The 20,850-nt window shown below is 36.8% G+C and carries 20 protein-coding genes; 16 read left to right on the forward strand and 4 right to left on the reverse strand.

Translation table 11 applies throughout. The features are described from left to right. The first annotated feature begins 22 nt into the window (after positions 1 to 22). The 11 genes from FHL06_RS14650 to FHL06_RS03665 all read left to right on the forward strand — a co-directional run bounded on the left by FHL06_RS14650 (position 23) and on the right by FHL06_RS03665 (position 9,864). Entirely contained in the window at positions 23 to 559 is a 537-nt protein-coding gene (locus FHL06_RS14650; RefSeq protein WP_238333954.1) for a helix-turn-helix domain-containing protein, read from the forward strand. Positions 560 to 606: 47 nt separating this feature from the next. Further along, the gene (locus tag FHL06_RS14655) at positions 607 to 909 is read left to right on the forward strand and encodes a hypothetical protein (protein WP_238333955.1); all 303 of its coding nucleotides are present in this window, start codon (positions 607 to 609) and stop codon (positions 907 to 909) included. Between the two features lie 34 nt (positions 910 to 943). Beyond that, the gene (locus tag FHL06_RS03625) at positions 944 to 1,447 is read left to right on the forward strand and encodes a prolyl-tRNA synthetase associated domain-containing protein (RefSeq protein WP_153384884.1); all 504 of its coding nucleotides are present in this window, start codon (positions 944 to 946) and stop codon (positions 1,445 to 1,447) included. Positions 1,448 to 1,582: 135 nt separating this feature from the next. Next, positions 1,583 to 2,377, forward strand: coding sequence for a Fe-S cluster assembly ATPase SufC (sufC, locus tag FHL06_RS03630; RefSeq protein WP_153384885.1), 795 nt, complete (start codon positions 1,583 to 1,585; stop codon positions 2,375 to 2,377). Between the two features lie 10 nt (positions 2,378 to 2,387). Next, the gene (gene sufD, locus FHL06_RS03635; RefSeq protein ID WP_153384886.1) at positions 2,388 to 3,572 is read left to right on the forward strand and encodes a Fe-S cluster assembly protein SufD; all 1,185 of its coding nucleotides are present in this window, start codon (positions 2,388 to 2,390) and stop codon (positions 3,570 to 3,572) included. Beyond that, positions 3,547 to 4,776 carry a cysteine desulfurase gene (locus tag FHL06_RS03640; RefSeq protein WP_153384887.1) on the forward strand — a complete coding sequence of 410 codons (1,230 nt, stop codon included), beginning with the start codon at positions 3,547 to 3,549 and terminating at the stop codon, positions 4,774 to 4,776. The genes sufD and FHL06_RS03640 overlap by 26 nt, the downstream gene beginning before the upstream one ends. Next, positions 4,773 to 5,219, forward strand: a complete 447-nt coding sequence (gene sufU / locus FHL06_RS03645; RefSeq protein ID WP_153384888.1) for a Fe-S cluster assembly sulfur transfer protein SufU — start codon at positions 4,773 to 4,775, stop codon at positions 5,217 to 5,219. The genes FHL06_RS03640 and sufU overlap by 4 nt, the downstream gene beginning before the upstream one ends. Next, positions 5,212 to 6,603: a Fe-S cluster assembly protein SufB gene (sufB, locus tag FHL06_RS03650; RefSeq protein ID WP_272950442.1), complete on the forward strand. Its 1,392-nt coding sequence runs from the start codon at positions 5,212 to 5,214 to the stop codon at positions 6,601 to 6,603. The genes sufU and sufB overlap by 8 nt, the downstream gene beginning before the upstream one ends. A gap of 12 nt (positions 6,604 to 6,615) precedes the next feature. After that, positions 6,616 to 6,942, forward strand: a complete 327-nt coding sequence (locus FHL06_RS03655) for a metal-sulfur cluster assembly factor (RefSeq protein ID WP_153384890.1) — start codon at positions 6,616 to 6,618, stop codon at positions 6,940 to 6,942. A gap of 110 nt (positions 6,943 to 7,052) precedes the next feature. Further along, complete coding sequence (locus FHL06_RS03660; RefSeq protein WP_153384891.1) at positions 7,053 to 8,180, forward strand: SLAP domain-containing protein; 1,128 nt, start codon at positions 7,053 to 7,055, stop codon at positions 8,178 to 8,180. 280 nt (positions 8,181 to 8,460) lie between these two features. Beyond that, positions 8,461 to 9,864, forward strand: coding sequence for an SLAP domain-containing protein (locus FHL06_RS03665; RefSeq protein ID WP_192917945.1), 1,404 nt, complete (start codon positions 8,461 to 8,463; stop codon positions 9,862 to 9,864). A gap of 90 nt (positions 9,865 to 9,954) precedes the next feature. On the opposite strand, the gene FHL06_RS03670 is transcribed toward FHL06_RS03665, so the two are convergent. The 3 genes from FHL06_RS03670 to trpX are packed head-to-tail and all read right to left on the reverse strand — an operon-like array spanning position 9,955 to position 12,595. Next, positions 9,955 to 10,704, reverse strand: coding sequence for an ABC transporter ATP-binding protein (locus FHL06_RS03670; RefSeq protein ID WP_153384892.1), 750 nt, complete (start codon positions 10,702 to 10,704; stop codon positions 9,955 to 9,957). After that, a complete protein-coding gene (locus FHL06_RS03675) occupies positions 10,701 to 11,591 on the reverse strand; it encodes an ABC transporter permease (RefSeq protein ID WP_153384893.1) in 891 nt (296 codons plus the stop codon). The genes FHL06_RS03670 and FHL06_RS03675 overlap by 4 nt, the downstream gene beginning before the upstream one ends. Next, positions 11,588 to 12,595 (reverse strand): tryptophan ABC transporter substrate-binding protein, encoded by a 1,008-nt coding sequence (trpX, locus tag FHL06_RS03680; RefSeq protein WP_153384894.1) that lies wholly within the window; start codon positions 12,593 to 12,595, stop codon positions 11,588 to 11,590. The genes FHL06_RS03675 and trpX overlap by 4 nt, the downstream gene beginning before the upstream one ends. 378 nt (positions 12,596 to 12,973) lie before the next feature. Here trpX and FHL06_RS03685 point away from each other — a divergent pair, with 378 nt between their 5' ends. The 3 genes from FHL06_RS03685 (at position 12,974) to FHL06_RS03695 (ending at position 16,555) form a co-directional block, all read left to right on the forward strand. Then, on the forward strand, positions 12,974 to 14,050 hold the full coding sequence (locus tag FHL06_RS03685) for a YibE/F family protein (RefSeq protein ID WP_153384895.1): 1,077 nt from the start codon (positions 12,974 to 12,976) through the stop codon (positions 14,048 to 14,050). Further along, positions 14,050 to 14,808 carry a YibE/F family protein gene (locus tag FHL06_RS03690; RefSeq protein ID WP_153384896.1) on the forward strand — a complete coding sequence of 253 codons (759 nt, stop codon included), beginning with the start codon at positions 14,050 to 14,052 and terminating at the stop codon, positions 14,806 to 14,808. Before FHL06_RS03685 ends, FHL06_RS03690 begins: the two co-directional genes overlap by 1 nt. 73 nt (positions 14,809 to 14,881) lie before the next feature. Next, positions 14,882 to 16,555 (forward strand): glycoside hydrolase family 13 protein, encoded by a 1,674-nt coding sequence (locus FHL06_RS03695; RefSeq protein WP_153384897.1) that lies wholly within the window; start codon positions 14,882 to 14,884, stop codon positions 16,553 to 16,555. Positions 16,556 to 16,621: 66 nt separating this feature from the next. Here the strand turns inward: FHL06_RS03695 and FHL06_RS03700 are convergent, their stop codons facing one another. Further along, entirely contained in the window at positions 16,622 to 17,542 is a 921-nt protein-coding gene (locus FHL06_RS03700) for an aldo/keto reductase (protein WP_153384898.1), read from the reverse strand. Between the two features lie 210 nt (positions 17,543 to 17,752). Here FHL06_RS03700 and FHL06_RS03705 point away from each other — a divergent pair, with 210 nt between their 5' ends. After that, a complete protein-coding gene (locus FHL06_RS03705; RefSeq protein ID WP_420360959.1) occupies positions 17,753 to 19,951 on the forward strand; it encodes a glycoside hydrolase family 31 protein in 2,199 nt (732 codons plus the stop codon). A gap of 155 nt (positions 19,952 to 20,106) precedes the next feature. Then, the gene (locus FHL06_RS03710; protein ID WP_153384900.1) at positions 20,107 to 20,802 is read left to right on the forward strand and encodes a GntR family transcriptional regulator; all 696 of its coding nucleotides are present in this window, start codon (positions 20,107 to 20,109) and stop codon (positions 20,800 to 20,802) included. Positions 20,803 to 20,850: the final 48 nt, after the last annotated feature.

Genomic DNA, 20,850 nt, shown 5'->3' on the forward strand with positions numbered 1-20,850 from the left:
CAAAATTTATAAGGATAAAATTATGGACATTAATATATTTATTGAGCGTCGTAAATCATTAAAGATATCCCAAGTTAAACTATGCAAGGGGATTTGCACCCAATCGACTTTAAGCAAATTTGAGAACAATGGTCGAGTTCCTTCATTGAGCATTTTGAGCAAACTTTGTGCACGCTTAGGGCTATCAGTTGATGACCTCTATCGAAATGCTTTAGCATCAACGACTCACATGAGAAACGTCTTGAATCGAATTGAAAGCGAATTGATGATGCAGCGTTATTCAGATGTCGGTAACAGTTTAGATGAAATCAAAGTGGGTGAAATCAAGAGTGACTCCCAAGAGATGCAATATTTCTATGAAAAAGGACTGTATAATGCCCTCACTAATGGTAAAACTGAGGATACTTTTTATTATTTTGCACAAATTTTGGATAATTTGGACGAAAACCATCGAACGATTTACTCTTATTTGGCATACGTTGGTTTAGGAATCGTTTATTCGCGAACTGATCAAAAAAACAAGCCGACTTTTATTTTACTAAAGTATTTGATTATATAGAACGTCATAAGGATGAAAATTTTGACAAGGGTAGCATTAACGCTTATTTGCGTATTCTGACAATTGTCTTTTTCACAGCTGACTTTTATTTAGAGAATGAAAAATATGATTTAAGTACACAATTGGTCTACCTAGGAATCAAACTCTGTTCTGAACAGCACATTACCTATTATTTACCCCGGTTAAAATTATTATCAGCTCAAAACGCTATTGCTCAGAAGAAGCCAAAAGAGAAAATTTTAAGTTTGTTAGCTGATGCTTCAGCCTTTGCGCGAATCAATCATAATGAAATTGTCGGTTTGAAAGTTAAAGCACTGCAAGGGAAATATCAAAATGAGTCTAATGACTAAAAATATTAAGGCACATTAAATAGGAGGAGATTTGATGACTAAGGGTACAAAAAAGGCATATATCGACTTACTTGATAACTTAGATAAATTAGAAATTTCCTATAAAATAGTTGATCACCCAGCTGCTGAAACTATTCAACAAGCAGATAGTTATATTGCAGGTTTAGAGGGCGTTAGAACTAAGAGCATGTTCCTTAAAGACAAGAAGCATTTTTATATGATTGTTATGGATGATAAAAAGCGTCTTGATTTTAAAGATTTTCAACAATTGACTGGTACTAAACGTCTGTCGATGGCGCACAATCATGATATTGATGAACAATTAGGTTTAGAAGCAGGAATAATTTCTCCATTTGGATTAATTAACAACCAAACTCATAATATTCAGGTGTTCTTTGATAAAGAGATGCTAGATGCCGAAAATATTTTGACCTTTCATCCTAATCTCAATACCCACACGATTTTCTTGGAAGCATCTGACTTAATGAAATTTATTAAAGCCTGTGGCTTCGATTATAAAATTATTGATTTAAAGTAAAACAATAGGCATGACGATCACAAAAGATTGCCATGCCTATTAATTCTGTTAAATGTACATATAAATATTGTAATAATAAATGATCGTAACCTATACTATAATGATTTTAGATTAGATAAAATGGGGGGGAGTTATATGGCCAGCTTGGAAATTAAAAATCTTCACGTTGAAGTTGAAGACGAAGAAAAGAAGACGAAAAAAGAAATTCTCAAAGGTGTGAACTTGCAGATGCAAACAGGCGAGATTCACGCCATCATGGGACCAAACGGAACTGGGAAATCGACTCTTTCGCAGACAATCATGGGTCAGGCAAATTATCACGTGACAAAGGGCGACATCCTCTTAAATGGACAGAGTATTTTGGATTGGCCAGTTGATGAACGTGCTCGCCAAGGCCTTTTTTTAGCAATGCAATATCCTGCTGAAATAAAAGGTGTGACGAACGCGGAGTTTTTGCGATCTGCCATCAATTCTCGTCGACCCGAAAATGATCAGATTTCCGTCATGGACTTTTTAAAAGAACTCGACCACAATTTAGACTTATTAGATATGAGTCAATCAATGGCGGAACGTTATTTAAATGAAGGCTTTTCCGGTGGCGAAAAAAAACGCAATGAGATTTTGCAGCTGTTGATGATTAAACCTAGTTTTGCTTTATTAGATGAAATTGATTCAGGCCTTGATATCGACGCTTTAAAAGTTGTTTCTAAAGGCGTTAACTCGATGCGAGACGACAATTTTTGTGCTTTAATAATCACGCATTATCAACGGTTATTGAATTATATCAAGCCAGATGTTGTTCATGTGATGATGGGTGGAAAAATCGTGAAGAGCGGTTCAAGTGAATTGGCCGTTAAATTGGAAAATGAAGGCTACGCTGGTTTACGAGATGAATTAGGACTTGATGTTAAATTAGTTGACGAAGATTAGGAGGAGCGTGATGTCACCAAAAGAGTTAAAGCAAATTGCACTTGCTAATGGGGAACCGGATTGGTTTGTGGAAACGAGATTAAAAGCAAGGGACTTGATAGAACAGTTGTCGTTGCCTAAGATGCAGCGTTTCGATTATCATTCTTGGCAGATGACGCCTGATATCAAGCAGATTTTCCATACTGACTTGAAATCAGGGTCAGATTATATTTTGATGGATTTTTTTGAAGCTTTGAAAGAGCATCCAGAAATTATTGAGCACTATTATATGAACCAAGTTATTAAATTTTCTGAAAATCAGTTAGCTGCTTACCATGCTGCTTTTGTGAATCAGGGTATTTTCCTGTACGTCCCCAAAAATACTGTAGTTGAACAGCCGATTGAGGTTAATTTGGAGCAGTTGTCGGACAGTCCCTTTGTTTCACATATTTTAATCGTGGCTGAGGAAAATTCAGAATTTTCATTTATCCAAAAGATGACTTCTAAAGGCGATAAAAAATCTGTAGCTAATTGCATCGTTGAAATCGTGGCAAAAGATAATAGTCGAATTAAGTATGCGGCAGTCGATGAACTTGGTGAAAATGTCACTTCATATTTGAGTCGTCGTGCTAGTGTCGGTCAAAATGCGTTTGTCGATTGGTCAATTGGGCTAATGAATGACGGCGATACCGTAGCTGACTTTGATACTGACCTCAATGGCGAAGGTGCCCATTCAGAGATTAAAGTGGTCGATATCACGTCTAAACGTCAACAAGAAGGAGTCAATACTAGAGTTACCAATTATGGTCAGCATTCGATTGGAAATATTAATCAACGAGGCGTAATTATGGATCGGTCTCGTCTTATTTTTAACGGAATCGGTCATATTGAAAATGGCGCCAAAGGTTCTCACGCTGAGCAGCAAAATCGGGTCTTGATGATGTCTAGTAAGGCTTATGGCGATGCCAATCCGATTTTATTGATTGATGAAAATGACGTTATTGCAGGACATGCCGCAAGTGTTGGTCAAGTTGATAAGAATCAATTGTATTATTTGATGAGCCGAGGAATTGATCAAAAAACGGCCCAAAGAATGGTTATTCGTGGATTCTTAGGCGATGTACTCGTAGCGATTCCTTCAAAGATTATTCGTCAGCAATTAATTGAGACGATTGAAAGGAAGTTGGAAAATGGACAAAAAATTTTTGAAAATTAGAGAAGATTTTCCAATTCTAAAGCAGAAGGTTAATAATGAACGCTTGGCCTATTTAGATAACGCCGCTACAAGTCAAAAACCACAGGCAGTTTTAGATGCAATTATGAATTTTTATCAAAATGACAATGCGAATGTACATCGAAGCGTCTATACGCTTGGACAAAGAGCGACTGAAGAATATGAAAATGCCCGCATTAAAGTTCAAAAATTTATTAATGCAAAAGATGCTCATGAAATTATTTTTACTAAGGAAACGACTGATAGTCTTAATCTTTTAGCTAGCACTTATGGCGAAGAGAATATTCAAAAGGGCGATGAAATAGTGATTTCCTATATGGAACATCACAGCAACTTGATACCTTGGCAACAATTAGCCTTGGAAAAAGGAGCCATCCTCAAATATATCGAATTAACTGCTGATGGTCAGTTGGATTTAGCAGATATGCAAAATAAAATCACTGATAAAACTAAAATCGTCGCTTTAACGCATGCTAGCAATGTCTTAGGCGTTACCAATGACATCAAAAAAATGGCCAAAATAGCACACGCTCATAACGCCGTTATGGTAGTTGATGGAGCCCAAGCAGTGCCTCATATGCCAGTTGATGTTCAAGATTTAAATGCTGATTTTTATGCCTTTTCAGGACATAAGATGCTGGGTCCAACGGGAATTGGCGTTTTATACGGTAAGAAGCAATTGCTTGAGAAGATGTCGCCTTATCAATATGGTGGTGAGATGATTGATTTCGTCAAGAAGTATCACAGTACTTGGACTGAAATTCCCTGGAAATTTGAAGCTGGCACGCAAAATATTGCTGATGCAATTGGATTAGGCAAAGCAATCGATTATCTAACAGATTTAGGGATGGAACAGGTTGCTCAAATAGAATATGAATTGGTTGATTATGCGTTGCCAAAACTTTTGGAAGTACCAGGACTAACTGTCTATGGTCCAAAAAAAAGCAACAAGCATAACGGTGTTATATCCTTTAATCTGGCGAATATTCATCCACATGATGTTGCCACAGCTTTTGATATGGATGGTGTATCTGTCAGAGCGGGACATCACTGTGCCCAGCCGTTAATGGAATACCTAGGAGTATCTGCCACTGTCAGAGCTAGTTTTTATTTTTACAATACTAAAGAAGATGTTGATCAATTATTAAGAGCCATCTTTGAGACAAAGGAGTTTTTCAAAGTATGAGTTTATCAGGATTAGATAATTTATATCGAGAAGTGATTTTAGACCATTCCAAACATCCACATCACAAACACCTTTTAAATCAGGCTACAAAAAAGATTACTTTGAAAAATCCTACTTGTGGCGATGTGATTAATTTAGAAATAGCTTTAAAAGATGATGTAATCGAAGATATTGGATTCACTGGTTCTGGATGCACGATTAGTCAGGCTTCGGCTAGTATGATGACCGATGCAGTTATTGGAAAATCCACCACGCAGGGACTTGAAATGGCCCAGATATTTTCTGATATGGTCATGGGTAAAAAACATTCACAAGAGGATTTAGATAAGTTAAAGGATGCGGCCATTTTATCGAGCGTGATGCAATTTCTGGCTCGTATTAAATGTGCTACTTTATGCTGGTGGGCTTTGAGAAAATCTTTGGGAGATGAAGACGATGATTGATTTAAATGATTCAGATTACGAGTATGGCTTTCATGACGATGTAAAACCTAAATATTCGACCGGTCGTGGTTTAACTGAAGAAACAGTTCGCCAAATTTCAGCTGAAAAAAATGAACCGCAATGGATGTTAGATTACCGTCTTAAGTCTTTTGAACTCTACCAAAAATTGCCCATGCCAAACTTTGGGCCCGATTTATCGGACCTAGATTTGAAGAATATGCTTTACTATCAAAAAATGACCGATCGTAAGTACCGTGATTGGAATGATGTGCCAGATAAATTGAAACAAACCTTTGATAGGCTTGGGGTTCCAGAGGCTGAGCGGAAATATCTGGCTGGGTCGTCGGCCCAATACGAATCCGAAGTGGTCTACCACAATATGCGCGACGAGTTTGGTAAACTGGGGATTCTCTTTACTGATACAGACACAGCTTTGCAAGAATATCCAGAGTTGTTTAAGAAATGGTTCGGTAAATTGGTCAAGCCTGCAGACAATAAATTTGCGGCTTTAAATGGTGCCGTTTGGTCGGGTGGTTCATTTATTTATGTGCCCAAAAACGTACGCTGCGATATTCCTATCCAATCGTATTTCCGCTTGAATTCAGAGAACTCTGGTCAGTTCGAACGGACTTTGATTATTGTCGATGAAGGTGCCAAGGTTGATTACGTTGAAGGTTGCACGGCTCCTAATTATTCTTCTGACAGTTTGCATGCGGCCGTGGTGGAAGTAAACGTCAATAAGGATGCGTACTGCCGTTATACAACGATTCAGAATTGGTCTGACAATGTTTATAGTTTGGAAACTAAACGGGCAGCAGCGCAAGAAAATGCCACGATGGAATGGGTCGATGGCAATCTTGGTTCAAAGGTAACGATGAAATATCCGAGCGTTTATTTAAATGGCGAAAATGCTAGAGGAACGATGCTGTCGATTGCAGTCGCTAGTAATGGGATTCATCAAGATTCTGGAGCTAGAATGATTCATAATGCCAAGAATACTTCTAGTTCAATCGTGTCCAAGTCAATTGCTAAAACAGGTGGTTCAGTCGATTATCGAGGGACTGTTCGATTTGGCAAGCATTCCGATGGCTCAAAGGCCCACGTTGAATGCGACACGATTATCATGGATGACCAATCTTCTTCTGATACGATTCCCTATAATGAGATTGCTAATGCCAACGTTTCGATGGAACATGAAGCGAGAGTTTCTAAAATTTCGGAAGAACAGCTCTATTATTTAATGAGCCGAGGAATTTCTGAAGCTAAGGCTACGGAGATGATTGTGATGGGCTTCGTTGAACCGTTCACCAAGAAATTACCAATGGAATATGCGGTTGAATTGAATCGCTTGATCAGTTTTGAAATGGAAGGTTCAATCGGATAATAGGAGGTCACTATGGCAGAAAAGGCAAAAAAAGACCAAGTCATGGATGCACTTGAAAAAGTTATCGATCCAGAACTTGGCATTGATATCGTCAATCTCGGTTTGATTTATGAAGTTGAAATAAAAAATGACAATCAAGCAACTATCACCATAACCTTGACCACTATGGGCTGTCCGTTGAGCGATATGTTAAATGATGCCATTAAACAGGCAGCTAAATCCGTTTCCGGCATTACAGAAGTTGAAATCGAATTAGTCTGGTATCCAATTTGGGATATTAGCAAGATGAGTCGCTACGCGCGAGTAGCCTTGGGGATACCTGAAGGATTTGGTGTCTAATTTCCGTTTTTATTGATTTTTTTATAAATTCCTTGAAAGAAAGGTTGGACTCAATTAAGATTTAGATATTGAGATTTGAAAAAGTTCAAATAGAATACGGGGGATTTATTTTGAAAAAAACAACATCATTATTGCTCAGTGGAGTTTTAGTTTCAGGGATGGTATTAGGAGGCATTATAACTCCAACAGCAGTAAATGCTGCTAGTGCAGTTACACAAGCATCTGAAAATGTAACTAATAAAGTAACTTATTATTTAGCATCAAATAGCGAACAAGTTGGTCAACCAGTTGAACTAGAGGGCACAATTGGCGCCAAGATTACTAATGTACCAGATGGTTACACTTTAGCAGACGGCGAAAATGCTACTTATGTAAAAAATGAGGGTTCTGATAATTCAAGTGTTGGGGTTACTATCACACCATTAACTTCCGCAAAAATTAACTTTGTGGATCAAAACAATAAACTAGTTAAATCAGAAACAGTTAATGGTGGCGTTGGCAATAGCTACACAATTTCAAACTTGCCAGCTGGTTGTTCATGGCCTAAAGATGCTAATAAGACAATCACTTTGGAACAAGGCAAGGAATATAACGTTCCTGTCGAAAAAGAAGTTTCTAATACTGTTATCTTCAAGACAGCTGATCAAACAGAAGTTGGCCGCACACAAATTTTTGGAGACAAAGCAGGAGACTCAATTTCACTAACTGATGAACAAATCCCCGCAGGTTATGCAACCGATGGCAAAGCTCTCACATTGCAAACTGAAGGCAATACGCAAATCGTGACAGTTACTAAAGCAACTAGCGATGTCACACCTTTTACTGGAAAAGTTAAAGTTGGCAAAACATTTACTAATTTGTACACAGTAAAAGGTGAACAAATTAAAAGCCGTGCCTTAGCCGCTGATTCATATTGGATGGTCGCTAATAAATTAGTCCTAAACGGCAAAACATATTACCAAGTAGCTACAACCGAATGGGTTCCAGCCGACAACGTTACAGTTGTTTCACAAGAAACATCAAATGACGATATCGTTCAAAAAGCTGATAGAAATGTTGTAACAACTAAAGATGTAGCTTACACAAAACTTTACACTCAAACTGGCGACCTTATCAGTAACCGTGGTTTAGGCGCAAAATCTGCTTGGGCAACAGATAAAATGACAACCGTTAATGGCGTTAAAATGTATCGCGTTGCTACAAATGAATGGGTTAAAGTAACTGATATTGTTGAATAGAAATTTTTATATATTAATGAACTAATTAGAAGTCACAAATCAATTTTGGTTTGTGGCTTTTTTTTGTGGGTAAATTATGAAAGAAACAATATAATGTTATCTTTATTCATAAGCATTAGCTTATATTTGAATTTATTATTTATTACATCATCATTATAATTGTAGGAATTTTAACTAATTTAAAATATTTGATTTTTTTATTGCTAGGAATTTAAAGATATATTACATTAGGATTACCTTATGAGTATTAAGGAAAAATATTTTTATTCCGGAGGGTATTATGAAGTTAGCTAAAAGTATAATTGTAACGGGGATTCTATTTTCAAGCATTTTAGGTGGGGTTAATGCTAGTAATATTGTTTCATTGGCAACTGCAGCATCAGATTCAAATCAATTGCCAAATGAACAAGAAGTGACTATTAAATTTGAAAATGTTGATGATAATTCAACAATGCAAGCAACAATTAATTCTAATGAATCTAAAATCACAAAAGAAAAAATTGCTACGAAATTAAAAGATGCTTATCCAGATTATGGTATCTTCAATATACAAGATGAATATAACGTTGATAATAAAGTAGTAAAAGTAGAGGTTTCAAAGAAAAAAAACATCACTTTACATTATTTGAACGGTGAAACTGAATTAGAAAATACATCTAACTCAATAGAAGTTCTGACAGCAACTAAAGAACTGGGTACAAATTCTTTAGTAGAAAAAATACCAAGCGGGTATAAAGCGAGTGAAACGATTTTAAATTTAAAAAACCTTAATACTGATGGAAGCCTAAACGTTAAAGTGGTGCCAATTACAAGTATTAATTCCAAAAAAGAAGTTCAAGTTAAATTTAAGAATGTAAATAGTAAGTCAAAAGATAAAATTGATATTAAATATATTAAAGTAGATTCTTCAGCTAATAAAATCTCCAAACAGGATTTAGATTTTGATGATAATAAATATGAATTAGTTGGTAATGATAGTTGGGAAATACTGAAAGATGGTAATTTAAATTATGTAGAAGTTTCTTTTAAACCTAAAGATACAATTGTAAATAAACCAAATACATCAACTAATGCAACTCAAAACCTAAACGTAACAGTGACATACATCAACAAAGCAACAAACAAAACAATCACAACTTCAACAATCACAGGTAAAGTTGGCGACCAACAAAAGCTTACTTTACCTAAAGGTTACAAACTTGCTAATGGTGAAAATGGCACAATCAAATTAGACAGCAAGACAAAAGCTGTTAAAGTTTACCTTGTAAAAGAATCTAACAAGGGTGTTGTTTCAAATCACCGTAGTGTAGTTAGTGTTAATGGTAAGGGATATGCTAGATTGTATGATCAAGAAGGTAAGGAAATTACTAACCGTGTTCTCAGCAATGGTTCAGACTGGGCTTCTGATGAAACAATGGTTCTTGATGGCGTTACTTACTACCGTGTAGCAACTAACGAATGGGCAAAAGCTAGCGAAGTTCTTGAATATACTGAAAATATCACTACTATTCAAACTACTGGTGGTCAATATAAAGTATTATTCGATGAAAATGGTAAACAAATTAGTAACCGTGCTATTGCCGGAAACTCAAGCTGGTTTACTGACAGAACAGCAACAATCAATGGTATCAAGATGTATCGTGTAGCAACTAACGAATGGTTAAGAGCTAGCGACGTTAAATAATTTTTTAAAATCATAAAAGTTTTGAAATCACGCAAAAAGGCTAATCCGTTATGGATTGGCCTTTTTTTATGACTTTTATAAGTATTATTTTTAGAAGTATTGCAATAAGTCAGCTTCAGTTAACTTATCTTTTTCTTCTTGATTCAAATCGAGGATGATTTCACCTTTTTTCAAAACGATTAAACGGTTGCCGTATTTCATAGCTTCTGATAAATCGTGGGTAATCATCATGCAAGTCAGTTCTTTTTCTAAGATGATACGATTAGTTAATTCCATTAAATCCTTGCTAGTTTGTGGATCAAGAGCGGCGGTGTGTTCGTCGAGTAGAAGCAATTCTGGTCGTTGGATGATGGCCATTAAAAAGCTCAAAGTCTGTCTTTGACCACCGGATAATTTTTCGGTGAAAGTATTCAAGCGGTTGTCCAAGGTGGGCAAGTTGGAGATTAACTCTTTGAATTCAGGGAGGTTTTCCTTCAACTTACGTAATCTTAATCGTCTAGGAAGTCCTCGACGTTTGGCTAAAAGCAGATTTTCCGCAACGGTCATTCGTGGTGCGGTCCCCGATTTTGGGTCCTGATAAACTCGACTGATGTGGCGACTGCGCTTAGCTAGATTTTCAGAGGTAATATCTTCACCATTCAATAAAATTTTACCAGAGGTTAATTTGTTGGTACCGGTGATGGCGTCCAGTAAAGTCGACTTCCCAGCACCATTAGTTCCGAGAACGACTAAGAAATCCTTGGGATTAATCGTTAAATTGATATTATTGAGAATATTCAAAGTGTCATCGTCGTTATAGATTGTTTTAACGGCATCTTTTATTTCTAATAATGGTTTCATTCGGTTTTAACCCCATTTCTAAGAGTTTTCAAGAATTGTTCGCGAATCGTTGGCAAGGCTAGGCACAGTGCCAAAATGATAGCTGAAATCAGTTTCAAGTCGTTAGTATTGAAGCCTAGTTGCAAGATGGCCATCAAAATCAGACGATAGAAGATACTACCTATGACAATGGTGATAAGGCGAATACTTAAGGGAACATCTGGATAGATGACTTCACCGATGATGATAGCAGAAAGGCCGATAACGATGACGCCGATACCCATGTTGACGTCCGCAAAACCATTTTGTTGGGCAATCAGACCACCAGTGATAGCAACGATTCCGTTTGAGACCATCAAGCCGATGAATTTCATCACAGTTGTGTTGATACCAAGGGAAGCGGCCATAGTTTCGTTATCACCTGTAGCAATCAAGGCTTGCCCTTTTTCAGTATTCAAGAAGATGATCAGTAGGAAAATAATCAAAGCAATCACAACGATTCCTAAGACGATGCCATTGAAATTAGTAGGCAACTTATCCAATCCGAATTGATTGAAAATGTTAGTTGATTTAGTCAATGACATATTAGCTTTACCCAATATACGTAAGTTAATAGAGTAAAGAGCGGTCATCGTTAAGATACCGGCTAAAAGAATCGGAACGTTTAATTTAGCGTAAAGAAATGCGGTCGCAAATCCGGCCAAACATCCGAAAATAAAAGCAATGAAAAGCGCGTAAATCGTCGAATGACCACTTTGAATCAAACTGATAGCAGTGACAGCGCCGAGTGGGAAACTGCCTTCAACCGTCATATCAGGGAAGTCCTGAATCCTAAAAGTGATAAAGAGCCCGATAGCCATAATCGACCAGATAAAACCTTGACTTATAGTAGAGACAATTAAATTCATTTGATAATCTGTCCTTTCTTTTTAGCTTCCTTAATAAGTGAATCTGAGAAAGTAATATTGAGCTTCTTAGCCATTTTTTCGTTTAACATCAAGTGTCCTTTTTCCATGAAGGTAACTGGTGTCGTAGCGGTCTTCTCTTTACCCTTTAAGATATTGACGACGTGTTCGCCAGTTTTTTCACCGAGTTCATATTGGCTAAGACCGACAGTAGCTAAACCACCATCTTTAACCATGGTAGTTGCTGCAGGGAAGACAGCGATGTTTTGTTTTTGAGCAATTGAAGATAGGAGTTTCATACCAGAAGCTACGGTATTGTCAGTTGGAACGTAAATCGTTTGAACACTTTCAGCCAAAGCCGTTCCGACCTGTTGAATATCGTTGACAGAATTGATACTTGAGACCTTAACGGTAATGCCTTCTTTTTTAGCCAATTTTTGCATTTTTTTCATTTGGCTAGTGGCTGAGGCATCGCTAGAAGTGTAAATAATTCCAATCGTTTTCAAATTAGGGATGACCTTTTTCATTAAATCTAATTGAGCTTTTAGTGGAGCTTGGTCGGAAACACCGGTAATATTTCCACCTGGCTTTTTATTGTTTTTAATGATTCCCGCGCCCTCAGGATCAGTGACAGCTCCCATAACGATGGGAATTTTGTTAGTAGCGTTTTTCAATGATTGAACTGATGGAGTAGCGATACCGACTGCTACATCCACGTTGTCTTGAACGAATTGTTTACTGATCGTTCGTAAATTACTTTGGTCGTTTTGAGCATTTTGGAATTCAATTTTGACATTCTTGCCATCAACGTAACCATTTTTCTTGAGTGTATCGTTAATCCCCTTATTGATTTGATCCAAAGCTGGATGCGACATTAACTGCAAGATACCAACTTTCGGGATGGCATTTTGCTTTTGTCCATCAGCTCTTCCTGTGTAGAAGTATGCAAAAATTAAGAACATTGCTAGTGCAGCTAGCGTAAAATAAAGTCTTCTCGTATGTTTCATCGTTATATTCCCCCAAATTAAAAGGACAATCCCAGAATTTTTGTGGGATTGTCCTTAGAAAATAAAATACCCACATGGTTATTTTGTATAAAAATTCCATGTGGGCTCTAAAATTATCATAGTTTAATAAGCCGACACGGATACAATCCACTCCAGATTGAATCCATATCGGATCAATCTGAGTTATCGGCTTTGCCAACGAATATTTATTAGAGAGTATGTATTTTTCATAATGTTTTCTCCTAACAAATTGATGACTCAAATATATTTCAATAACTAACTCTTGTCAACCACAAATTTATAATACTTTGCCTATTAATTATTTTCTGAAAAAACATATAATGTAGACATTGGCAGAATTGCGAGGAAATTTATTTTATGAGAAAAAATATACGATTATTGTTAATCGTGGGGTTGATGGTGATTTTTGCCACAGCCTTAACGTATTTTGACAGTTTCTTGTACCACGACCCTGTGGTAAGAGTGACAAATGTTAAGAATCTTAGTAAAAATACTTCTAAGGATCAGTACAAAAACACCGATACGCAAATCACGCAACGTGTCAGTGGTAAATTATTAAATAGTAAAAATAAAGGCAAAACGATTTCGTTTCACAATACTTACTACAAGTCGCAGTTGACTGATACAAAGTATAAAACTGGACAGCAAGTTATCCTAGCACATAGCGGACACTCGTATTCACCTCAAAATATCAAGCGTGACACGAGTCTGGTCTTTACTTTCGGACTAGTCATTTTCCTATTGTTCTGTATGAAATTCGACCGGAAAAAATTATTTATCAGTGTTTTGATTAACATCGTTATTTTCTATGGCTATATGCAGTCGATTATTAAAACACACAACAACGCGTTACTTTTGATGACTATCATAACGGCGTTATTAATTTCTGCAACGGCGTTATTAGTTATTTTAGGGCCGACTTATTCAGCTTTAATGGCTTTTTCGAGTACGGTGGTTGCTACGACGGCCGCAATGTTATTGAGTACTTTTATTCTTGGAATGACAGGCTACAGTGGGATTCACTTGGAACTTAACGATTATGAACTGCAGCCATATCTGAGCGTCTTCTTGTCGCAAGTCATTTTTAGTGTTTTAGGTGTTATTCTTGATGAGACGATGGATATTTCTTCATCTTTGATTCAAATGAAAAAGGAATTGAGCGATGTAACTGATAAGACGCTCTTTAAATCTGGTATCAATATCGGTCGGGAATTGATTGGACCTTTAATCAATATCTTGTTATTTATTGTGATTGCGGAGAGTTTGAATGTTGTCTTACTTTATTTGAGCAATGGCAATTCCGTCGGCTACACGTTGAACATGACCTTGAGTTTAGGCGTCACACAGCTGTTGATCAGTGCTATCGGTATCGTTTTGACAGTGCCGGTCACTAGTTTTATTGCTAGTAAAGTAATTACAAGGAGGTTGAATTAATGCTATATCTATTTTTAACTTTCGTTGTTCTACTATTATTAGTCAGTGGAACTAGAGGATTTACTTTATTATTCGGACTTGGCATCAATGTTATTTCAATTTTAGCTTTGTTAATTTTGATTGCAGATGGCTTCAATATTTTAATTACGACTGGTATCGTTGCGTTAATAATTTTGGTAGTCGCAATTTTTATGAATGTCGACAATCCGCAAACAGCCAATACAGCTTTTAAGACGTCATTGATAATTGTAGTTATTATTTTATTGATTACGATTCCCCTAGAAACCTGGGCTAATGCTCAAGGGATGGGGGCTGAAAATCAAGATGAACTTGAAGCCTTTTCTCTAGCCGCAGGAATTTCATTTCCCGAATTAGCAATTTCAATCATCGTTATCAATAGTTTAGGAGTTATTTCTGAAACCAGTGTGGCGATAACGAGTGGCTTGAATGAAATCGTTGATAACAAGCCAACTTTAACGCCAAGAGAAATATTTAACGATGGCTTTTCAGTTGGCAATAAAATTCTCAATACGCAGACTAATACTTTGCTCTTCAATTTCTTTTCTTCAACTTTTCCATTGTTTTTCTTGATTCATTCATTGGGATACAAATTTTCAGAAATCTTGAATGATAAATTGATTGTGGCGCAGATTTTAACGACTTTGATTTGTACGATTGGCGTTATTTTGACAGTGCCGATTACATCTTATTTGGTTTATCGAAAAGCTAATAACAAAGTTAAAAAAACTGAAAAATAGCTCTCTGAAACCGTTGTCACAAATTGTAATCAAACCTAGAATAGAGTTAATAATTCTAGGAAGAGGGCAAAGTATGACAGAGAATAATTGGTGGAAAAAATCAGTAGTTTATCAAGTTTATCCAAGAAGCTACCAAGATAGCAATGGCGATGGTATCGGCGATTTACCAGGTTTGACGAGTCGGTTGCCTTATATCAAGGACTTAGGAGCGGACGTAATTTGGTTAAATCCAATCTACAAGTCTCCTGATAAAGATAATGGCTATGATATTAGCGATTATCGCAGCATCCAGCCAACCTATGGAACGATGGATGATTTTGAAACAATGCTTCAAAAAGCACATGTTTTAGGATTGAAAATTATGATGGATCTAGTGGTCAACCATACGTCTGATCAGAACAAGTGGTTCCAAGAAAGTCGCAAGTCAAAAGATAATCCTTATCGTGATTATTACGTTTGGCGCGACCCAGTGGATGGTCACGAACCTAATAATTGGGGTTCTTACTTCAATGGTTCCGTTTGGAAATTTGATGAACAAACAGGCCAATATTATTTGCATCTGTTTGCGGAGGGTCAACCCGATTTAAATTGGGAAAATCCTAAAGTTCGCGATGAAGTTTGGAATGTAATGCGGTTTTGGTTAGACAAAGGCGTCGACGGATTTCGAATGGACGTTATCAATTTAATCTCTAAACCTGCAGGTTTGCCTGACGGAAAGAAATTGCCTGATGAGAAATACGCTGACGTGGGTAAAGTCGTTGCTGACGGTCCCCGTTTAAATGAATTTCTCCAAGAAATGAATCAAAAAGTTTTATCTAAATATGATGTGATGACAGTTGGCGAAATGCCTGACTCAACGCCGGAAGATGCAATAAAATACACCGGATTGGATTCACACGAGTTGAACATGGTCTTCCAATTCGATCATGTGGGACTTTCTGGAAATCCCGATAAGCGTTTGGGAAAATGGTATGATGCTCCAGTCAAATTGACGGAATTAAAGCATTCTTTGAGTAAGTGGGAGACCGGGCTCAATGGCAAAGGTTGGAACAGTTTGTATTGGAATAACCACGACCAACCTCGGGCTGTCTCAAGATTTGCAACAGATAATCCGAAGTATCGGACAAAAGCTGCGAAAATGTTAGGGACCACTTTACATATGATGCAGGGAACACCTTACGTCTATGAGGGTGAAGAATTGGGAATGACCAACGTTCACTATACGAAACTTTCACAATATGAGGATTTGGAATCCTTGAATGCTTATCATGAATTCGTTGAGGATGAAAAAATCGTCGATAAAGATTCAATGTTGAAGTATCTCTCTGCTAGGTCACGTGATAATGCTAGAACGCCGATGCAATGGGATGAAAATAAGAACGCCGGTTTTTCTAGCGCCAAACCTTGGTTTGAATTGAATCCTAATTATCAAGAAATCAACGCTCGTGATCAAATTGAAGACAAAAATTCAGTCTTTAGCTACTATAAGAAATTGATTGAATTACGTCATAACAGCGATTTGATTGTTTACGGCGAGTATGAATTGCTTGACCCAGAGGATGAAAAGGTATTTAGTTACAAACGTCGTTATAACGGTCAAACACTCTTAGTTATCAGTAATTTCACTGACCAGAAATTGACTCGTGACTATGGTCAAGAAAAGGGCCAGTTGTTGATTGGTAACTATGATGATGACTTAAATATGGAAATTAGACCTTACGAGAGCAAAGTTTATATTTTTAAATAAATTTAGAAATTAAAAGGAGATTCTCAAATCAATGAGAACCTCCTTTTTTATTATAAAAATCGTATTTTAAGGTAAGTCGTTTCCAGCAGCGAAGTAAACGTCGTACCATTCTTGTTTCGTAAGGTCGATGTCTCCACCTTGAGCACTGTCAGAAATATGTTCAGGATTCATTGTTCCAATAATTACTTGAATATTAGCAGGATGTCTCAAAATCCAAGCAGTCGCAATCGCATTCTTGCTGGCGTTATATTTATCAGCTAATTTTTGTAATTCATCATTTAACTTAGGGAATTTATCGTTGTCGATGAAGGTTCCAGCAAAGTTACCATATTGGAATGGTGACCAAGCTTGAATAGTTACGCCAAGACGTCTGGAAAATTCAAGGATGCCACCATCATGGTTGATCGAGCGAGTATCGGTCATGTTGGTATGCAGTCCAAAGTCAATCATACCGGTGTGCATGATGCTAAATTGCAATTGATTGATAATCAGTCTTTGGTCAACAGCTTCTTGAACGAGTAAATATTGTTGAGGATTAAAGTTTGAAACACCGAAGTGACGAACTTTGCCAGTTCTTTGCAATTCATCAAAAGCTTCAGCCACTTCTTCAGGTTCCATCAATGGATCGGGACGGTGCAACAAGAAGGAGTCGAGATAATCAATTCCTAAACGTTTCAAAGAACCATCGACAGCATCGATGATATGTTGTTTTGAAAAGTCATATCTCTCGCCGGAAACGATGCCACCCTTAGATTGAATAAAGAGATCGTCACGGTCGACGCTGCTCTTTTTAAGAGCTTGACCGAAGATTTTTTCTGAATCGCCATTGCCATAAATATCAGCTGAATCAATATAATTAATGCCACTGTTATAAGCAGTGTCGATAGCTTTAGCAGCTTGGTCAGGATTCAATTTGTTCATCCTCATGATTCCTAACGCAACTGCTGATGCTTGCCAATTAGTTTCACCAATATAACGTTGTTTCATAAAAATACCTCCAATATTTGATTAACAATTTTATTATTGAATGTTGCCTGTGAGAAGTCAATAATTAAGATTGCGCTTACAAAGACTATTCTAAGCTTTTTTACAGTTATTTAGTAGAGGTGGTATTCTAAAGATATAATTTTAAAAACAACCGATTTTTGCTGCAAGAAAAATTAGTTAGATGGATAATATGTTGAAATTGGAGTGGATTTGATGAAAGCAGTTGCTGGAAGAACTTGTCGCTTTACCGTTATAACGGACTCGTTATTGAGAATTGAAGAAGACATGAGTGGTCAATTTGAGAATCGACCTACCCAGACAGTGGTTAATCGAGATTTTGCCAGTCCTAAGGTTCAAGTTTTACGTGATAACAACCAACATGAGATTGAAATCGAGACAGACTCGTTTCACTTATACTACGATGGTGGTCGCCTTAATTCTGAATCTCTTTATATCGATTTGAAAAAAGGTCATGCAACTTATGGGAATCGTTGGTACTTTGGAGCTGACAACGATAGCCATCGCCAAAACTTAGGTGGCACGATTAGAACTTTGGACAAAATCGATGGAGCAACTGACTTAGGCAAAGGTATCATGTCAAAAGACGGCTACAGTTATTTGGATGATTCGAAATCCTTTATTTATCAAACAAAGACTGACTCATTTACAAAAAGAGAATCTGAAACAGTCGATGGTTATCTGTTTTGTTATGGCAGAGACTATCAAAAATCTTTAAGCGACTTTTATCAACTGACAGGACCAACGCCATTATTGCCTAGATATGCTTTAGGAAATTGGTGGAGCCGTTTTTATCAATATACGCAAACTAGCTATCAGGAATTAATGGAAAAATTTGCTCAAAAAGATGTTCCAATTAATGTTTGCGTCCTCGATATGGATTGGCATAAGTTCGATATTCCTCAAAAATACGGTTCTGGTTGGACTGGTTATTCATGGAACAAAGAACTATTTCCAGAACCGGAAAAATTACTCAAGTGGCTTCATGAAAATGGTGAAAAAGTTACCTTGAACGTTCACCCGGCTGCTGGTATCAGAGCCTTTGAAGATAATTATCAAAAAGCTTGCGCAACGATGGGGATGGATCCTAAAAAGGGTGAGCCAATTTCCTTTGATTTAGAAAATCCTAAATTTAGAAAAGCTTATTTTGAAGATATACATCATCAATTGGAACATCAAGGCGTTGACTTTTGGTGGATTGATTGGCAACAAGGCTTGGCTAAATCAGAAAACAAGATGGATCCGCTCTGGTTGTTGAATCATTACCACTATCAGGATAACAATCGCAGAACTAACGGCAATGGACTGATTTTGAGCCGGTACGCCGGACCTGGTTCACATCGTTATCCATTAGGATTTTCTGGCGATACGGTGATTTCTTGGAAATCCTTAAATTTCCAACCTCAATTTACAATTACAGCGGCAAATATTGGTTACACTTGGTGGAGTCATGACATCGGAGGTCATATGCATGGCAGTTTCGATGGCGAATTAGCCACTAGATGGTTACAATTGGGCGTTTTCAGTCCCATCAATCGCTTGCATTCTTCAAATAATCTATTTTCAGGTAAAGAACCATGGAATTACCGCTTAGATTACGAAAAATCTCAAGAAAAATTCTTACGTTTGCGGACTAAGTTAGTGCCTTATCTAGATTCTGCCAATTATCAGACACATGTTGCAGGCATCCCCATCGTCAAGCCGCTCTATTATGACTTTCCCAAAAACGATAATGCCTATGCAATTAAAAATGAATATTTCTTCGGTGCGCAAATGCTGGTTTCACCCATCACGCAACCTCATGACAAGACTACTCAAATGTCCCATGCAACGACATGGCTGCCAGAAGGAAAGTGGATCGACTACTTTACGCATTTACCTTATAACGGGGCTACGGTCATCAAAAATTATCGCGATATTGATAAGATGCCAGTTTTCGTTAAAAAGGGAGCTATTATTGTTACTAATCCTGATTCAATGGCTAATATCAATGATTTACCGGAAAAGTTAGAAGTGGAGATTTTTTCTGGAGCCAATGGCAAGTTTGAATTATTTGAGCATCAAGGAAAGAAGATTGCAAGAACTAAATTTACTTGGGATGATCAAGAACAAAAATTGTCAATTGTCGTTGAAGATCCTGAACACATCGTGCCTGAAAAGAGAACTATTCAAAAGGTTATTTATAAAGATAATCCAGAGCAGATTTTTTCAGAAATGCGCTTTCGAATTCAACGTGCCAAAATTGAATTTGATTTGAAACAAAAGCTCTATGACAGTTTTACAGCTAAAAATTATAATTATTCTCAATTCATCAATCTTTTGAATACTTTGGATGATGATAATTTACGAAGTAGTTTAAGCGAAGTGGCTTTTATTCGTGAATCATTTTAATCAAATTTTACTAAGCTAGCGTCCTGATAACAGGGCGTTTTTTATTTTGCCGTGAAAAATAAAATTGTTATTCGCTTTCATAAACTACTAATTTTGTTAGAATAAGTAATGCGATAATATATATAAATAAAATTGATATTTGGAGAAGCGTGTCTATGGTCGTAGAAATTTTGTATCAAAAGGTTGCAGCTGATATTAAGAAGAATATTCTCTCTGGAGCTTATCCAGTTGATAGTTTGATTCCAACTGAAAATGATTTGGAACAAAAGTATGACGTCAGTAAAATCACTGTTCGTAAGGCAGTGGAACAATTAGTTGCTGACGGCTATTTGAGAAAGAAAAGCGGCATCGGTACTCGAGTTATCAGCGATAATCTCTTCAACAAACTCTCGAAAGCTAAGTCTTATTCAGCTATCGTCAACGAACAGGGCAAGTTGACAAAGGAGATTCTCTCTTCAAAGATTTTACCGACTGAACAAACGCCTTTAAAAGATGAATTCACTAGTCCTCGAGTCGTGTTTGTTAAACGCCTCTATTCACTAGATGATGAACCCTTTATTATCGTGAACCATTTATTGCCAAAAATTGAGGGGACATCGCAAGTTAAAAATCTCAATCATCAATCGTTATACAAGTTTTTAAAGGATAACGGTCAAGAAATCAGTCATTTTAGCGATGAATTCAGTGCTATTCAACTAGATGATGATGAAAAGAAGATTTTAAATAAGAAAGATGCTCTAGCTTTGAAACGCATCCGTCGTGGTTTTGATAATAAAGGAAATTTAATTGAGTATACTGAGTCTATCTATGACAGTAATAAAATGCCATACAAAATTGAATATGATATTTAATTAATCTTTATTTAAGCGTTTACATCATAACATTATAATGTTATGATG

It is taken from the genome of Companilactobacillus halodurans, assembly GCF_009600985.1.
GTDB lineage: Bacteria > Bacillota > Bacilli > Lactobacillales > Lactobacillaceae > Companilactobacillus > Companilactobacillus halodurans.

Bases quoted from the DNA above. Each gene is read 5' to 3' on its own strand.
- sufB (WP_272950442.1), top strand. From the start codon at position 5,212: ATGATTGATTTAAATGATTCAGATTACGAGTATGGCTTTCATGACGAT.
- FHL06_RS03700 (WP_153384898.1), bottom strand. From the start codon at position 17,542: ATGAAACAACGTTATATTGGTGAAACTAATTGGCAAGCATCAGCAGTT.
- FHL06_RS03640 (WP_153384887.1), top strand. From the start codon at position 3,547: ATGGACAAAAAATTTTTGAAAATTAGAGAAGATTTTCCAATTCTAAAG.
- sufD (WP_153384886.1), top strand. From the start codon at position 2,388: ATGTCACCAAAAGAGTTAAAGCAAATTGCACTTGCTAATGGGGAACCG.
- sufU (WP_153384888.1), top strand. From the start codon at position 4,773: ATGAGTTTATCAGGATTAGATAATTTATATCGAGAAGTGATTTTAGAC.
- FHL06_RS03695 (WP_153384897.1), top strand. From the start codon at position 14,882: ATGACAGAGAATAATTGGTGGAAAAAATCAGTAGTTTATCAAGTTTAT.
- FHL06_RS14650 (WP_238333954.1), top strand. From the start codon at position 23: ATGGACATTAATATATTTATTGAGCGTCGTAAATCATTAAAGATATCC.
- FHL06_RS03670 (WP_153384892.1), bottom strand. From the start codon at position 10,704: ATGAAACCATTATTAGAAATAAAAGATGCCGTTAAAACAATCTATAAC.
- FHL06_RS03710 (WP_153384900.1), top strand. From the start codon at position 20,107: ATGGTCGTAGAAATTTTGTATCAAAAGGTTGCAGCTGATATTAAGAAG.
- FHL06_RS03690 (WP_153384896.1), top strand. From the start codon at position 14,050: ATGCTATATCTATTTTTAACTTTCGTTGTTCTACTATTATTAGTCAGT.
- FHL06_RS03685 (WP_153384895.1), top strand. From the start codon at position 12,974: ATGAGAAAAAATATACGATTATTGTTAATCGTGGGGTTGATGGTGATT.
- sufC (WP_153384885.1), top strand. From the start codon at position 1,583: ATGGCCAGCTTGGAAATTAAAAATCTTCACGTTGAAGTTGAAGACGAA.
- FHL06_RS03655 (WP_153384890.1), top strand. From the start codon at position 6,616: ATGGCAGAAAAGGCAAAAAAAGACCAAGTCATGGATGCACTTGAAAAA.
- FHL06_RS03675 (WP_153384893.1), bottom strand. From the start codon at position 11,591: ATGAATTTAATTGTCTCTACTATAAGTCAAGGTTTTATCTGGTCGATT.
- trpX (WP_153384894.1), bottom strand. From the start codon at position 12,595: ATGAAACATACGAGAAGACTTTATTTTACGCTAGCTGCACTAGCAATG.
- FHL06_RS03665 (WP_192917945.1), top strand. From the start codon at position 8,461: ATGAAGTTAGCTAAAAGTATAATTGTAACGGGGATTCTATTTTCAAGC.
- FHL06_RS03625 (WP_153384884.1), top strand. From the start codon at position 944: ATGACTAAGGGTACAAAAAAGGCATATATCGACTTACTTGATAACTTA.